Here is a 14,540-nt window from a genome sequence, read left to right on the forward strand (position 1 = left end):
CCGGGCGCGGGGGCGGTGCCTCCCCGGTCTGGAGTAGTCCGGCGCGATATCCGGGCCGCCCCGGGTCATCGTGGGTGGACCACCTTCAGCCCGGGGGTCGAGAGAAGGCACCGTTCATGGCGACATTGTGCAGACCCGCTGTATCCGTTCCGGAGCACGTCATCACCATGGAGGACACGCTGGCGCTGGCGAGCAGCCGCCACGCCGACCATCCCCAGCTGCCGCTGGCCCTGCGCCTGATCAGGAACACGGGTGTCAGGACCCGGCACATCGTGCAGCCCATCGAGGAGACCCTGAAGCACCCGGGCTTCGCCGACCGCAACAAGCTGTACGAGTCGGAGGCCAAGGCCCGGGTGCCCGCGGTGGTGCGGCGCGCGCTGGACGACGCCGACCTCCGGGCCGCCGACATCGATGTCATCATCTACGTGTCGTGCACCGGCTTCATGATGCCGTCGCTGACCGCATGGTTGATCAACAAGATGGAGTTCTCCAGCGACACCCGGCAGATACCGATCGCCCAGCTCGGCTGCGCGGCGGGCGGCGCGGCCATCAACCGGGCCCATGACTTCTGCATGGCCTACCCGGACGCGAACGCCCTGATCGTGGCGTGCGAGTTCTGCTCGCTGTGCTACCAGCCCACGGACCTGGGGATCGGCTCGCTGCTGTCCAACGGGCTCTTCGGTGACGGGGTCGCCGCCGCCGTGGTGCGGGGCAAGGGCGGTACGGGGGTGGCGCTGGAGCGCAACGGCTCGTACCTGATCCCGAAGACCGAGGACTGGATCGCCTACGACGTACGGGCGACCGGGTTCCACTTCCTGCTCGACAAGCGGGTGCCCGCGACCATGGAGCCGCTGGCCCCGGCGCTCATTCAGCTCGCCGATGTCCATGGCTGGGACGCCACCGACCTGGACTTCTACATCATCCACGCGGGCGGACCGCGCATCCTGGACGACCTGAGCAAGTACCTCAAGGTCCCGCCGGAGGCGTTCCGCTTCAGCCGGGCGACGCTCACCGAGTACGGCAACATCGCGAGCGCGGTGGTGCTGGACGCGCTGCGCAGGCTCTTCGACGAGGGCGGCGCGGAGCACCGGGCGCGGGGGCTGCTCGCGGGCTTCGGGCCCGGGATCACCGCCGAGATGGCGCTCGGGCGCTGGGTCGCCGCGGACGAGCCGCTGGAACCCGCGCTGCGCGGGTCCCGGGACGCGGTCCCGCAGGCGCTCAACTGACGCCCGCGCGCCCCCCGTCCGGTCCGCGCATCCGTCCGCGCCGCCCGTCCGCACACCGGCCCGGTACCCGGCGCCGGTCCGTCCCGTCCCGCAGGCCCGGCGTGCCGCACCGCGCGCCGGGCCCCGTACCGCCCCGGCCGGGCTCCCCCGGTCCCCGTCCGTGTCCCACCGTCCTACCGTCCCCGATGGCGAAGGCGTCACCATGACCGACGAGACGACCACGACCACCCTGCCGCCCGTGCGGTTCTGGCCCGCCCTCGATCTGACGGCGGTGGACTTCGACCCGGTGCTGGCGGAGCTGATGCGCGAGGGCCCGGTCACCCGTATCCAGCTGCCCAACGGGGAGGGCTGGGCCTGGCTGGTGACCCGCTACGACGATGTCCGCGCCGTGACCAACGACCCCCGGTTCAGCCGTGCGGCGGTGATGGAGAAACAGGTCACCCGGCTCGCCCCGCACTTCATCCCGGTGGCGGGCGCCGTGGGCTTCGCCGACCCGCCGGACCACACCCGGCTGCGGCGGGCGGTGACGGCGGCGTTCACCGCGCGCGGGGTGCAGCGCATCCGGCAGCACTCCCAGGAACTCCTCGACGAACTGGTGGACGAACTGCTGCGGGACGGACCGCCCGCGGACCTCACCGAGCGGGTGCTCGCGCCGTTCCCGATCGCCGTGATCTGCGAGCTGATGGGCGTACCGGCCGCGGATCGCAAGCGTATGCACACCTGGACCCAGCTGATCCTGTCGTCGTCGAACGGCGTCGAGGTCAGCGAACGGGCCAAGGACGAGATGGTGGCGTACTTCACGGAACTGGTGCGTTCCCGCCGCGACAGCACGACCGAGGACGTCGTCGGGCTGCTGGGGGCGGCGGTGGGGCGCGGCGAGCTGAGCGAGGAGGAGGCCGTCGGGCTCGCGGTGCTCGTCCAGATCGGCGGGGAGGCGGTCACCAACAACAGCGGGCAGCTGTTCTATCTGCTGCTGACCCGCCCCGCGCTGTGGGAGCGGCTGCGCGCCGAGCCGGAGATCCGTTCACAGGCCATCGACGAGCTGATCCGCTACATCCCGCACCGCAGCGCGGTCGGCCTGTCCCGGATCGCGCTGGAGGACATGGAGGTGCACGGCGTCCGGATCAGGGCGGGCGACGCGGTGTACGTGTCGTATCTCGCGGCCAACCGTGATCCGGACGTGTTCCCCGACCCGGACCGCGTCGACTTCGACCGCAGCCCCAACCCCCATGTGTCGTTCGGCCACGGCCCGCACTACTGCGTGGGCGGCATCCTCGCGAAGATGGAGGCCGAGCTGCTGGTGTCGACGCTGGCCGAGCGGCTGCCGGGGCTGGAGCTCGCGGTGGCGCCGGAGGAGGTCCCCTGGCGCAAGGGCGCGCTGATCCGGGGGCCGGAAGCCCTCCCGGTGCGCTGGTGAAGGGGCGGAGGGCGGCCCGATGACCGCACTGCTCCCGCCCGAGGGCCTGCGACCCGCGACCGAGGGTCTGCTGGTCCCCCCCGGACACGGCAAGCGGGTACGGACCCCGGCGCAGGACGTGACGTTCAAGGTGACCGGGGAGCACTCACGGGCCGCTTCGACCTTCGAGGTCCTGGTGCCGCCCGGTTTCGACGTGGGGGCGCATGTGCACACCCGCAGCGAGGAGTTGTTCTATGTGCTGGAGGGCGAGCTGGACGTGCTCGCCTTCGAGCCCCGGGTCCGTACCCCGGACCGCTGGCAGCGCTGGGAGTCGTCGTCGGGCAGCCGGGTGGTGCGGGCCACCCCCGGCACGCTGATCGTCGTCCCCCCGGGCTGTCCGCACGCGTTCGCGAACCCGACGGACTCCCCCGCCAAGATGTTCTTCCAGGCGTCGCCGCCGCCGGACCACGAACGCTACTTCGACGAACTGCTGGAGATCCTCTCGGCGGGCGGCACCCCGGACCACGCGGCGATCGAGGCCCTGCGCGGCCGTTACGACATCGAGCAGCTCACCCCGCTGCGCCACGGCCGGCAGGACCCGCCGGGACGGTGAACGGCGGGGAGCGCAGCCACACGGCGGGGCTGGTGGGGTGGACGGCGGAGTTGCGGGAACGTTTCCGCAGCTCCGCCGTCCGGCTGCCGGGGTCAGCGGATCGGGGTGCCGGAGAGGGTGCGGGCGATGACGAGGCGCTGGATCTCGCTGGTCCCCTCGAAGATGGTGTAGATGGCGGCGTCGCGGTGCATGCGTTCCACGGGGTACTCCCGGGTGTAGCCGTTGCCGCCGAGGATCTGGATCGCCTGGGCGGTGACGTTCCGCGCGGTCTCGCTGGCGAAGAGCTTGGACATGGAGCCCTCGGCGGAGGTGAACGGCCTGCCGTTCGCGGCCATCCAGGAGGCACGCCAGACCAGGAGACGGGCGGCGTCGATGCTGGTGCGCATATCGGCGAGCTGGAAGGCGACGCCCTGGTTGTCGATGATCGGGCGGCCGAACTGCTCGCGGGTCCGGGCGTAGTCCAGGGCCACCTCGTAGGCGGCGCGGGCCGTACCGACGGCCATCGCCCCGACGGCGGGACGGGACGCCTCGAAGGTGGCCATGGCCGCGTTCTTGAGGCGTTCGCCGCCCGCCGCAACCTTCTCCCGGGCGCGGGCCAGCCGTTCGTCCAGCTTCTCCTTGCCGCCGAGCAGACAGGAGCCGGGCAGCCGGACGTCCTCCAGGACGACCTCGGCGGTGTGGGAGGCGCGGATGCCGTGCTTCTTGAACTTCTGGCCCTGGGACAGTCCCGGGGTACCGGGCGGCACGATGAAGGACGCGTGCCCCTTGGAGCCGAGGGCGGGGTCGACCACCGCGACCACGACATGGACATCGGCGATACCGCCGTTGGTCGCCCAGGTCTTGGTGCCGTTCAGCACCCACTCGTCCTTGGCCGGGTCATGGACGGCGCGGGTGCGCATGGCGGAGACGTCCGAGCCCGCGTCCGGTTCGGAGGAGCAGAACGCCGCCACCTTCACATCGTCCGGGTCGCCGTACATCTGGGGTATCCAGGTGCCGATCTGCTCCTCGGTTCCGTTGGCGAGGACACCGACGGCCGCGAGACCTGTCCCGACGATCGACAGGGCGATGCCCGCGTCGCCCCAGAACAGTTCCTCCATCGCCATCGGTATGCCGAGGCCGGTCGGGTCGAAGTACTGCTGGGCGTAGAAGTCGAGGGAGTAGATCCCGATCTTCGCGGCCTCCTGGATCACCGGCCACGGTGTCTCCTCGCGTTCGTCCCACTCCGCGGCGGCGGGGCGGATGACATCGGCGGCGAAGCCGTGGAGCCAGTCCCGGACCTCCCGCTGCTCGTCGTTCAGCTCCATGGTGAATCCGGCCATGACTCCTCCAGCGACGTGCGCGAACGGCGGGTGTATCCGAACAGCAAGTGTTACTTGCGGTAACGAAAGTCTGTTACCGGGTGGTAGAAGCTGTCAACACCCGTCCGCCCCCGTATCACCGCGCGTAGCGTGCCCCGGGGACGCGGGGCCGGGGGTGTTACTTTTCGCTGGCGTCATCGGTTTCCAGCAGGGTGGGGAGAGGCAGACCATGGACACCACACAACGGGGCGATCAGCAGAAACCGGCCGACCGGCGTCGGCGTGAACTGCTCGAAGCCGCGGACCGGGTGGTCCTGAGGGACGGTCCGGGTGCCTCGATGAACGCGATCGCCGCCGAGGCGGGGATCACCAAACCGATCCTCTACCGCCACTTCGGTGACAAGGGCGGGCTGTACGCCGCGCTCGCCCAGCGGCACACCGACGCCCTGCTCGTCTCCCTGCGGGCGGCGCTCGACGCGCCCGCCGAGCGGCGTGAGCGGGTCGAGGCGACGCTCGACACCTATCTGTCGGCGATCGAGGCCCGGCCGCAGGTGTACCGGTTCCTGATGCACCCGGCGGAGGGCGGGGCGCCCGGGGACACGGAGTTCGACGTGGGCCGGCACTCCGCGCCGCTGCTGCGCCGGCTCGGGGAGGAGCTGGCCCGGGTCATCGAGGAGCGGCTGGACCTCGGACCCGACGGAGAGCGGGTGTCCCGGGTCTGGGGGCACGGGATCGTCGGGATGATGTACGCGGCGGGCGACTGGTGGCTGGGCGAACGGCCCTGCGACCGGGCGGAGCTGGTGCGTATCCTCGCGGATCTGCTCTGGGGCAGGCTGGCCGCCGCGGGCGACCGGGTGGGCGGACCGGGGTTCTGACCCCCGTCCTCGCTCGGGCCCCCTTCTCCGTCCGGCCCGCGCTCACCGCCAGGGTCCTGTTCCCGGCGCGGGCCCCTCTCACCGCGCGAGCCCATTTCCCCGCTAGGGCCCCGCTCACCGCCCGGTGGCCGACCACCCCGGTCGCGGTCAGGCAGGTCGGGGGCACGCGGTGGTCGGAGGCCCGGACGGTCGGGAGCCGGGCGGTCCGAGGCCGGACAGCCGGAGGCCGGACGGTCGGGAGCCGGGGCGCGGCGGTCGGTGGTGGTCAGGGGGTCCAGGGGGCGCGGGCGATGGCCCGACGGAGTCGGCGGGCACGCAGACCGGTGACCCGGTCCGGGTACAGACAGCCGTCCAGATGGTCGCTCTCGTGCTGGAGGCAGCGGGCGAAGAACCCGGTGCCGTCGACCCGGACGGGCTCACCGCGCATGTCCACACCCTCCACCACCGCGTGGTCGAAGCGCTCCGTACCCGCCTCCAGACCCGGCAGCGACAGACAGCCCTCCGGACCGCGGATCACCACCCCGTCGGTGAGCACGAGCCGCGGATTGACGACATATCCGAGATGGCGCAGATCCTCGTCGTCGGGGCAGTCGTGGACGAACACCCGCAGCGCCTCGCCGACCTGGTGCGCCGCGAGGCCCACCCCCCGGGCGGCGTACATCGTGGCGAACATGTCCTCGATCAGCCGTTCCAGCGCGGGCCCGAACTCGGTGACCTCGGCGCCGGGGGTCCGCAAGCCCGGATCGCCGTGCAGGACAAGGGGCCGAACGCGCCCGGAGGCGCCCGGGATGGTGCTTTGTCGCATGCCGGTAAGGGTACGTTCACTGAACCCGCCCGTTCCGCGACGGTGCCGCGGTTCGGGCACCTGACCGGATCTCGATAGGCTGAGGGCTATCGATGCCGGGGCAGGCGCGGCGCCGTACCGCAAGGAGGACGCAGAACGATGGCAGCAAACCCGGACCCGCTGTCGCCACGAGCCAAGCTGGCCGTGACGGCGGGCAAGGCGGCCGCGGCGGTCTCCCGCGCGGCCGGCCGTGGCAGTGGATCGGTGATCGGCGGCCGGGTGGCGCTCAAACTCGACCCGGAGTTGCTGGGGCGGCTCGCGACCCATCTGGACGTGGTGCTGGTCTCGGCCACCAACGGCAAGACGACGACGACCCGGCTCATCGCGGAGGCGCTGCGGGCGGCCGGCCCGGTGGTGTCGAACGCGCTCGGCGCGAACATGCCCGCCGGGATCACCTCGGCGCTCGCGGGCGGCTCCGACGCCCGCTTCGGCGTGATCGAGGTCGACGAGAAGTATCTCGCCGGAGTGGCCCGTGACGTGGAGCCGAAGGCGATCGCGCTGCTCAATCTCTCGCGCGACCAGCTGGACCGCGCGGCGGAGACCCGGATGCTCGCCGAGCACTGGCGGGAGGGCCTCGCCGGGTCCAAGGCCGTGGTGATCGCGAACGCCGACGACCCGCTGGTCGTCTGGGCCGCGTCGTCGTCGCCGAACGTCATCTGGGTGGCGGCGGGACAGATGTGGAAGGACGACGCCTGGTCCTGCCCGTCGTGCGGCGGTGTGATGCAGCGCCCCGGCGACGACTGGTACTGCGGCGACTGCGGCTTCCGCCGTCCCGCGCCGAGCTGGGCGCTCCAGGGCGACTACGTCCTCGACCCGCACGGCTCGGCCTGGCCGATCCACCTCCAGCTCCCGGGCCGCGCGAACAAGGCGAACGCGGCGAGCTCCGCGGCGGTCGCCGCCGTGTTCGGGGTGCCGCCCCAGGTCGCGCTGGAGCGTATGTACCAGGTGCAGGCGGTCGCCGGCCGCTACGACGTGGTCCAGTTCATGGGCCGGGACCTGCGGCTGCTGCTGGCGAAGAACCCGGCCGGCTGGCTGGAGACGTTCTCGCTGATCGACCCGCCGCCGACCCCGGTGATCCTCTCCGTGAACGCGCGCGGCGCCGACGGCACCGACACCTCGTGGCTGTGGGACGTGGACTACACCCAGCTCGGCGGGCACCCGATCTTCGTGATCGGTGACCGCAAGCTGGACCTCGCGGTGCGGCTGGAGGTCGCGGGCCAGAACTTCCAGGTGTGCGACACGGTCGACCAGGCGGTGCAGCTCGCGCCGCCCGGCCGGATCGAGGCCATCGCGAACTACACCGCGTTCCAGGACCTGCGCCGCCGGATCGGCAACTGACGGGCCGCCCCGGCCCGCGCACCCGTACGCCCGCCCGGCACACGGGCCTTCGACCCTAGGACTTCAAGGATGAGCGACAGCAGTCTGCGTCTGGTGTGGATCTACCCGGACCTGCTCAGCACCTACGGCGACCAGGGCAACGCCCTGGTCGTGGAGCGCCGGGCCCGCCAGCGGCGGCTCGACGTCACCCGGATCGACGTCCGCAGCGACCAGCCGATCCCGACCTCGGGTGACATCTATCTGATCGGCGGCGGCGAGGACCGTCCGCAGCGGCTCGCGGCCGAGCGGCTGGGCCGGGACGGCGGACTGCCCCGGGCCGTGGAGAACGGCGCGATCGTCTTCGCGGTCTGCGCGGGGTACCAGATCCTCGGCCATGAGTTCATCAACGACCTCGGGCAGCGTCAGCCGGGGCTCGGGCTGCTCGATGTGAAGACGGTGCGCGGCGAGGGCGAGCGGTGCGTCGGCGATGTCCTCGGCGACATCGACCCGCGCCTCGGCCTGCCGCCGCTGACCGGTTTCGAGAACCACCAGGGTGTGACGTATCTCGGTCCGACGGCCCGGCCGCTGGCGCGGGTGCGGCTCGGCCGGGGCAACGGCTCGGGGGACGGTACGGAGGGCGCCTACAGCGACACCGTGTTCGGGACCTACATGCACGGCCCGGTGCTCGCCCGTAACCCGCTGATCGCGGATCTGCTGCTGAAGCTGGCGCTGGACGTGAACGCGCTGCCGCCGACGGACGACCGCTGGTACGAGGCCCTGCGCAACGAGCGGATCGGCGCGGCGCAGCAGCCCGCCTGATCCGCCGCCCGCTCCTGGTCCGGCCATGGCCGGGCCGTCCGGCACACCTGAGCGCGGACCCCTTCTGAAGGGGTCCGCGCTCAGGTGTGCGGGCCTGTCCAGCAGTCGGACGTGCGGTTCGGCTGACGTGCGGTGCGCCGGTAGGGTGGCGGCGTCCCACCGGACGGCGTGGTCCGGTCGCACGTCCACGTTGCAAAGGTATTCCGAGCCATGCGTCTTGGTGTCCTCACCTCCGGCGGTGACTGCCCCGGTCTGAACGCGGTGATCCGGTCGGTCGTCCACCGCGCCGTCGTCGACCACGGTGACGAGGTCGTCGGCTTCAACGACGGCTGGCGGGGCCTGCTGGAGTGCGACTACCGCAAGCTCGACCTCGACGCGGTGGGCGGCATCCTCGCGCGGGGCGGCACCATCCTCGGCTCCTCCCGGGTCCAGCCCGCGCATCTGCGGGACGGGGTGGAGCGGGCCAAGGGCCATGTCGCCGATCTGGGTCTCGACGCGATCATCCCCATCGGCGGTGAGGGCACCCTGAAGGCGGCCAAGCTGCTGTCGGACAGCGGGCTGCCGATCGTCGGTGTGCCGAAGACCATAGACAACGACATCGCCGCCACGGATGTGACGTTCGGTTTCGACACCGCCGTGGGTGTGGCGACCGAGGCCCTGGACCGGCTGAAGACGACCGCCGAGTCCCATCAGCGGGTGCTGATCGTGGAGGTCATGGGCCGTCACACGGGCTGGATCGCGCTGCACTCGGGAATGGCGGCCGGGGCCCACGCGGTCGTGGTGCCGGAGCGCCCGTTCGATGTGGCGGAGCTCGCGGCGCGGGTCGGGGAGCGGTTCGCGGCGGGCAAGAAGTTCGCGATCGTGGTCGCCGCGGAGGGCGCCAAGCCGCGCGAGGGCTCCATGGAGTTCGACGAGGGCGGCAAGGACATGTACGGGCACGAGCGGTTCGCGGGCATCGCCCGTCAGCTGTCGGTGGAGCTGGAGCACCGTCTCGGCAAGGAGGCCCGGCCGGTGATCCTCGGCCATGTGCAGCGCGGCGGTACCCCGACGGCGTACGACAGGGTGCTGGCGACCCGTTTCGGCTGGCACGCGGTGGAGGCGGCGCACCGGGGTGAGTTCGGGCAGATGACGGCGCTGCGGGGCACGGACATCGTGATGGTGCCGCTGGCGTCGGCCGTGGAGACGCTGAAGACGGTCCCCGAGGAGCGCTACACCGAGGCCGGGGTCGTCCTGTGACCGGTCGCCGCGTCGGCGGGTGACACTTTCGCCGTCCGGGCCGCCCCCGCTCGCAGCCGCGGGCGGGGGCGGTTCTAGTCTGGTGCGGACAGACGCAGCGAACCAGTACGAAACAGGAGCCGGCGGATGGATCACAACGGCCACGGCATGTCCATGGACCTGCCGCCGTTCACGCTGGGGCGGGGGCTCGAATGGTCGCCCGACCTGTTCTTCCTGACCGGCTCGCTGCTCGCGCTCGCCCTGTACGGCTGGGGAGTGACCCGGCTGGTGCGGCGCGGCGACAAGTGGCCGGTGGGCCGGACCGTGTCGTTCGTGCTGGGTGTGCTGTCGGTGGTGCTGGTGATGTGCACCAAGCTCAACGACTACGGCATGGTCATGTTCAGCGTGCACATGGTGCAGCACATGGTGATCAGCATGCTGTCCCCGATCATGCTGCTGCTGGGCGCGCCGATCACGCTCGCGCTGCGGGCCCTGCCGGTGGCGGCCCGTGGCAGCAAGGGGCCGCGTGAGCTGCTGCTGATGCTGCTGCACAGCCGCTATCTGAAGGTGATCACCCACCCGGGGTTCACCATCCCGCTGTTCATCGCGAGCCTGTACGGGCTGTACTTCACCCCCCTGTTCGAGTTCCTGATGGAGTCGAAGCCGGGGCATCTCGCGATGATGGTGCACTTCCTCGCGACGGGTCTGGTGTTCTTCTGGCCGATCATGGGGGTGGACCCGGGTCCGCACCGGCCGGGGTACGTGATGCGGATGCTGGAGCTGTTCGCGGGGATGCCGTTCCACGCGTTCTTCGGCATCGCGCTGATGATGGCGAGCACCCCGATGATCGGCCCGTACCAGAATCCGCCGGAGTCGCTGGGGATCGACGCCCTCGCCGACCAGACGGCGGCCGGGGGTATCGCCTGGGCGTTCAGCGAGGTGCCCTCGGTGCTGGTGCTGATCGCGCTGGTGTTCCAGTGGTACGCCTCCGACCAGCGCCAGGCCCGCCGCCAGGACCGGGCCGCCGACCGGGACGGCGACAAGGAGCTGGCGGCCTACAACGCCTATCTCGCCTCGCTGAACGCCCGGGGCCGCTGACCGCTCCCGGGGCGGCCGGGAAACGCGGGGCGGTACATACGGTGTGCGTACCGCCTGGCGCCGGGCAGGCCCTCCGGGTGACTATGGACCCATGGCCATGGCCTTGGGCAGCGTTGTCCGGGCGGCCGCGAGGAGGGTGCCATGATGCCCGGATCGACTCCCGGATCGACCAGAACCATGGGAATGCTCACCGTCGGGACGCTGGTGGCCGTGTCGGCGTACTCGGTGGCGCTCGGCAGCAACGGCTGGCTGTGGTTCGGCTGGGTGCTGGTGGGGCTGATCACCGTCGGTATGGTCGTGGCCCGCGACAGTTGATCACCGAACGCCTGACCCGTACGGCCAGGGCGTCTACCGTCTTCGTATGGAACTTGATCTCGACGCGTACTTCGACCGGATCGGCTGGACGGGCAGCCGGGCGCCGACCGCCGACACCCTGCGGGCACTGAACCGGGCACATGTGCGCGGCATCCCCTTCGAGAACCTGGAACCGGTGCTGGTCTCGGCGCCGTCCATCGATCTCGCCGACATACAGACGAAGCTGGTCCGCTCACGGCGCGGCGGCTACTGCTACGAACAGAACACCCTCTTCGCCGCGGTGCTGCGGGCACTCGGCTTCTCGGTGACGGGTCTCGCCGCGCGGGTCGTCCAGGGGGCGCGGCCCGGCGCGATCCGGCCCCGGACGCATATGACGCTGCTCGTGGAGGTGCCCGACGAGCCCGGGCGGTATCTCGCGGACGTGGGCTTCGGGTCCGAGGGCGGGCTGCTGGAGGCCGTGCCGCTGGTCGTCGGCACCGTCACCGTCGGGGCGGACGGGCGGCGGCACCGGCTGGTCCAGCCGGAGCGGACCGGGCCGCTGGCCACCTGGCTGCTCCAGGCGCGGGAGGTGGGCGCGCCGGAGACGGCCGACTGGGACGGGCAGTACAGCTTCACGGAGGAGCCGTTCGAGCAGACGGACTTCGACGTGGCCAACTGGCATGTCGCGACGAACCCCCGGTCGCCGTTCAGCCGGGCGGTGCATGTCCAGCGGACGTTTGACGACCGGCATCTGCGGCTCGCCGGGAGGGAGCTGACCGAGAAGTTCGCGGACGGCCGGGAGCGGAGGGTCGTCCAGGTGGCGGACGAGGAACTGCTGACGGTCCTGGCGGACGATTTCGGGATCGAGCTGCCCGAGGGGACGAAGCTGCCCTGACCGGGCGGGGGCGGGGTGGCCCGGAGGGGCGCGGGGAACCGTGCGGACCACAGGGCCCGCGCCGGAGCTCGGTCGGCCACGCGTGGGACCCCGGGCGTGGGCCCCCGGGCGCCCGTCACCGCGAGACGGGCCGTCTCGATGGCGTTATGCTCGCCGAGGGGCCCAGCGGGCCGCGACGGCCCACGCCGGAGGCGGTGCGTATGACGGCAGGGTCGGGCGACCGGACGCACGGCGGATGGGCGATCGGCGCCACCGTGCTCGCGTTCCTCGTCACCATGATGGGAACCACCCTGCCCACCCCCCTGTACGCGATCTACGCCACCGAGCTCGGTTTCGACGATCTCACCGTCACGGTGCTGTTCGCCGTCTACGCGTTCGGTGTCGTCGTCACCCTGCTGCTGTTCGGACGGCTGTCGGACGATCTGGGGCGCCGTCCCGTACTGCTGCTCGCCGTGGGACTCGCCCTGGCCAGCGCCCTGCTGTTCCTGCTGCCGCCGACACTGCCCGGGCTCGTCGTGGCCCGGGTCCTGTCGGGGCTGGGGGCCGGGCTGATGAGCGGCGCCGGTACGGCCGCGGTCATCGATCTGTTCCCGGCCGACCGCAAGGTCACCGCCGGGACCGTGGCGATCGCCGCGAACACCGGTGGCCTCGCGCTCGGCACGCTGCTCAGCGGGGTGATCGCCGACACCGCGCCCGCGCCCCTGGTCGTCCCCTACGTGGCGCAGACCGTCCTCGCGGTGCTCGCCCTCGCCGGGCTGTGGGCCTTCACCCCGGCGCCCGGCCCGCACGGCCGGCCGCGGGTACGGCCGCACCGGCTCCATGTGCCCGCGGCCGTGCGCGGGGCGTTCACCCTGGCGGTGCTCTCCGCCGGTACCGCGTTCGCCGTGACCGGGGTGCTCACCGCCGTGAGCGCGCTGTTCCTCGAACACTCGCTGGGGCTGCGCAGCCACACCCTCGCCGGACTCGTCGTCTGCCTCGCCTTCGCGGGCATGGCGGTGGGCCAGCTGCTCGCCCGGCGGCTGCGCCCGGCGACGGCCCTCCCGATCGGCTGCGCGGGCCTGGTGCTCGCCGCGGGCGTCCTCGCGCTGGCGCTGGCGGCCACCTCGCTCGGCGCGCTGCTCACCGCCCCGGTGGTGCTGGGGGTCGCCGGCGGGCTGTGCCTGAACGCCGGGATCGCGACCACGGTCGGGCAGGTCGAACCGGCGCGCCGGGGCGAGGTCTCCTCGTCCTTCTTCGCCGGGCTGTACTGCATGCTCGCCGTACCGGCCGTCGGTGTCGGAGTGCTCTCCGAACTCACCGATCTGCGCACGGCGGGACTGGTCTTCGCGGCGGCCGTCGCCGTCCTGGCCGCGACCGTCGGAGCCGTCGCGGCCACCGGGGCGCACCGCGCCGCGACCGCCCACCCGTCCGGCGCGCCGACCGACCGGGGACGCTGACCCGACGCGGCCCGGGCCGCGTGGAGTTGCGGGGAGTTGCGGGGAGCGCCGGGCGCTGAGGCGTGCGCAGGTGGGCGGAGTCGGGCGGAGCAGCGGGTCCCGAGCGTTCCGGAGTCGTTCCGGAGTCGTTCCGGGGTCCGGGGAGGGCAGGGTCTCCACCCCGGGACGGCTCGTCGTCACCACCATGGACCCCGTCCACCATCACGGTTCCGCCTTCGTGCCCGGCGCGACACAGCCGCTCTACGGGCTGCCGCGCCGGACCGGCACGGGGTCCGGCCGCGGGGAGCGGCGACCGGAACACCACGACACCTGCGGACGCCCCTCCCGACCACCCCCTGAACTGCGAGAATGCGAGGCACTAGGTCCTCTGGTACAGGCGGGATGCACCCCATGTTCTATTACGTCCTCAAGCACGTGCTGCTGGGACCGCTGCTGCGGCTCCTCTTCCGCCCCCGGATCGAGGGGCTGGAGCGGGTGCCGGAGACGGGCGCCGCGATCATCGCGGGAAACCATCTGTCCTTCGCGGACCACTTCCTGATGCCCGCCATCCTGCGGCGGCGCATCACCTTCCTGGCCAAGGCGGAGTACTTCACCGGGCCGGGACTGAGAGGACGGCTCACCGCGGCGTTCTTCCGCAGCGCGGGCCAGATCCCGGTGGACCGCTCCGGCAAGGAGGCCGGGCAGGCGGCGATCCGGGAAGGGCTCGGGGTGCTCTCCCAGGGGGAGTTGCTCGGTATCTACCCCGAGGGGACGCGCTCGCACGACGGCAGGCTCTACAAGGGCAAGGTCGGGGTCGCCGCGATGGCCCTGAAGGCGGGTGTGCCCGTGATCCCGTGCGCGATGATCGGCACGTTCGAGGCACAGCCCCCCGGCCAGGTGCTGCCCCGGCTGCATCCGGTGCGCATCCGGTTCGGCGCGCCGCTGGAGTTCTCCCGCTACGAGGGACTGGAGAACGAGAAGTCGATCCTGCGGGCCGTCACCGACGAGATCATGTACGCCATCCTGGAACTCTCCGGCCAGGAGTACGTGGACCGTTACGCGGCGGAGGTCAAGGCGGAGGAGACCTCCCGCTGAGCGGACGGCCGGGCGGACGCCGGGAGGCGGCGGGACACCTCGGCGGGCGCGCTGTCGCACCGCAGGCTGCCGTCCGGCGCTGATCGGCACATGGTCACGCGGAAGGGGGTCCGGGCAGTTGCCCGGACCCCCTTCGTGCTC

General features: G+C 72.0%; 14 protein-coding genes. 12 read left to right on the top strand and 2 right to left on the bottom strand.

Annotated elements, in window-relative coordinates; translation table 11 throughout:
- Positions 1-116: 116 nt before the first annotated feature.
- The 3 genes from AB852_RS34345 (at position 117) to AB852_RS34355 (ending at position 3,235) form a co-directional block, all read left to right on the top strand.
- On the top strand, positions 117-1,226 hold the full coding sequence (locus AB852_RS34345; protein ID WP_073794658.1) for a type III polyketide synthase: 1,110 nt from the start codon (positions 117-119) through the stop codon (positions 1,224-1,226).
- Positions 1,227-1,428: 202 nt separating this feature from the next.
- Positions 1,429-2,643, top strand: coding sequence for a cytochrome P450 (locus tag AB852_RS34350; RefSeq protein ID WP_073794661.1), 1,215 nt, complete (start codon positions 1,429-1,431; stop codon positions 2,641-2,643).
- A 19-nt stretch (positions 2,644-2,662) separates the two neighbouring features.
- Positions 2,663-3,235 carry a cupin domain-containing protein gene (locus tag AB852_RS34355; RefSeq protein ID WP_073794664.1) on the top strand — a complete coding sequence of 191 codons (573 nt, stop codon included), beginning with the start codon at positions 2,663-2,665 and terminating at the stop codon, positions 3,233-3,235.
- Between the two features lie 92 nt (positions 3,236-3,327).
- Here AB852_RS34355 and AB852_RS34360 read toward each other — a convergent pair whose 3' ends face one another.
- Complete coding sequence (locus tag AB852_RS34360) at positions 3,328-4,554, bottom strand: acyl-CoA dehydrogenase family protein (RefSeq protein ID WP_073794667.1); 1,227 nt, start codon at positions 4,552-4,554, stop codon at positions 3,328-3,330.
- 208 nt (positions 4,555-4,762) lie between these two features.
- Between AB852_RS34360 and AB852_RS34365 the strand changes: the two genes are divergently transcribed.
- Complete coding sequence (locus tag AB852_RS34365) at positions 4,763-5,407, top strand: TetR/AcrR family transcriptional regulator (RefSeq protein ID WP_073794670.1); 645 nt, start codon at positions 4,763-4,765, stop codon at positions 5,405-5,407.
- Positions 5,408-5,672: 265 nt separating this feature from the next.
- Here AB852_RS34365 and def read toward each other — a convergent pair whose 3' ends face one another.
- Positions 5,673-6,212, bottom strand: coding sequence for a peptide deformylase (def, locus tag AB852_RS34370; RefSeq protein ID WP_073794673.1), 540 nt, complete (start codon positions 6,210-6,212; stop codon positions 5,673-5,675).
- Positions 6,213-6,350: 138 nt separating this feature from the next.
- Here def and AB852_RS34375 point away from each other — a divergent pair, with 138 nt between their 5' ends.
- The 8 genes from AB852_RS34375 to AB852_RS34405 all read left to right on the top strand — a co-directional run bounded on the left by AB852_RS34375 (position 6,351) and on the right by AB852_RS34405 (position 14,399).
- Entirely contained in the window at positions 6,351-7,589 is a 1,239-nt protein-coding gene (locus tag AB852_RS34375) for a MurT ligase domain-containing protein (RefSeq protein ID WP_073794675.1), read from the top strand.
- Between the two features lie 69 nt (positions 7,590-7,658).
- Positions 7,659-8,387, top strand: coding sequence for a type 1 glutamine amidotransferase (locus AB852_RS34380; RefSeq protein WP_073794678.1), 729 nt, complete (start codon positions 7,659-7,661; stop codon positions 8,385-8,387).
- A 210-nt stretch (positions 8,388-8,597) separates the two neighbouring features.
- Entirely contained in the window at positions 8,598-9,623 is a 1,026-nt protein-coding gene (locus AB852_RS34385) for a 6-phosphofructokinase (protein WP_073794681.1), read from the top strand.
- Positions 9,624-9,749: 126 nt separating this feature from the next.
- The gene (locus AB852_RS34390) at positions 9,750-10,700 is read left to right on the top strand and encodes a cytochrome c oxidase assembly protein (protein ID WP_073794683.1); all 951 of its coding nucleotides are present in this window, start codon (positions 9,750-9,752) and stop codon (positions 10,698-10,700) included.
- Positions 10,701-10,841: 141 nt separating this feature from the next.
- Positions 10,842-11,015 carry a hypothetical protein gene (locus AB852_RS40120; RefSeq protein ID WP_178391187.1) on the top strand — a complete coding sequence of 58 codons (174 nt, stop codon included), beginning with the start codon at positions 10,842-10,844 and terminating at the stop codon, positions 11,013-11,015.
- Positions 11,016-11,061: 46 nt separating this feature from the next.
- A complete protein-coding gene (locus AB852_RS34395) occupies positions 11,062-11,889 on the top strand; it encodes an arylamine N-acetyltransferase family protein (protein WP_073794686.1) in 828 nt (275 codons plus the stop codon).
- Positions 11,890-12,089: 200 nt separating this feature from the next.
- Positions 12,090-13,325: an MFS transporter gene (locus AB852_RS34400; protein ID WP_073794689.1), complete on the top strand. Its 1,236-nt coding sequence runs from the start codon at positions 12,090-12,092 to the stop codon at positions 13,323-13,325.
- 390 nt (positions 13,326-13,715) lie between these two features.
- Entirely contained in the window at positions 13,716-14,399 is a 684-nt protein-coding gene (locus tag AB852_RS34405; protein ID WP_073794692.1) for a lysophospholipid acyltransferase family protein, read from the top strand.
- Positions 14,400-14,540: the final 141 nt, after the last annotated feature.

Origin of the sequence: Streptomyces uncialis, assembly GCF_001905345.1 — a bacterium.
GTDB classification, from domain to species: Bacteria; Actinomycetota; Actinomycetes; order Streptomycetales; family Streptomycetaceae; genus Streptomyces; species Streptomyces uncialis.

Bases quoted from the DNA above. Each gene is read 5' to 3' on its own strand.
- AB852_RS34345 (WP_073794658.1), top strand. From the start codon at position 117: ATGGCGACATTGTGCAGACCCGCTGTATCCGTTCCGGAGCACGTCATC.
- AB852_RS34350 (WP_073794661.1), top strand. From the start codon at position 1,429: ATGACCGACGAGACGACCACGACCACCCTGCCGCCCGTGCGGTTCTGG.
- AB852_RS34355 (WP_073794664.1), top strand. From the start codon at position 2,663: ATGACCGCACTGCTCCCGCCCGAGGGCCTGCGACCCGCGACCGAGGGT.
- AB852_RS34360 (WP_073794667.1), bottom strand. From the start codon at position 4,554: ATGGCCGGATTCACCATGGAGCTGAACGACGAGCAGCGGGAGGTCCGG.
- AB852_RS34365 (WP_073794670.1), top strand. From the start codon at position 4,763: ATGGACACCACACAACGGGGCGATCAGCAGAAACCGGCCGACCGGCGT.
- def (WP_073794673.1), bottom strand. From the start codon at position 6,212: ATGCGACAAAGCACCATCCCGGGCGCCTCCGGGCGCGTTCGGCCCCTT.
- AB852_RS34375 (WP_073794675.1), top strand. From the start codon at position 6,351: ATGGCAGCAAACCCGGACCCGCTGTCGCCACGAGCCAAGCTGGCCGTG.
- AB852_RS34380 (WP_073794678.1), top strand. From the start codon at position 7,659: ATGAGCGACAGCAGTCTGCGTCTGGTGTGGATCTACCCGGACCTGCTC.
- AB852_RS34385 (WP_073794681.1), top strand. From the start codon at position 8,598: ATGCGTCTTGGTGTCCTCACCTCCGGCGGTGACTGCCCCGGTCTGAAC.
- AB852_RS34390 (WP_073794683.1), top strand. From the start codon at position 9,750: ATGGATCACAACGGCCACGGCATGTCCATGGACCTGCCGCCGTTCACG.
- AB852_RS40120 (WP_178391187.1), top strand. From the start codon at position 10,842: ATGATGCCCGGATCGACTCCCGGATCGACCAGAACCATGGGAATGCTC.
- AB852_RS34395 (WP_073794686.1), top strand. From the start codon at position 11,062: ATGGAACTTGATCTCGACGCGTACTTCGACCGGATCGGCTGGACGGGC.
- AB852_RS34400 (WP_073794689.1), top strand. From the start codon at position 12,090: ATGACGGCAGGGTCGGGCGACCGGACGCACGGCGGATGGGCGATCGGC.
- AB852_RS34405 (WP_073794692.1), top strand. From the start codon at position 13,716: ATGTTCTATTACGTCCTCAAGCACGTGCTGCTGGGACCGCTGCTGCGG.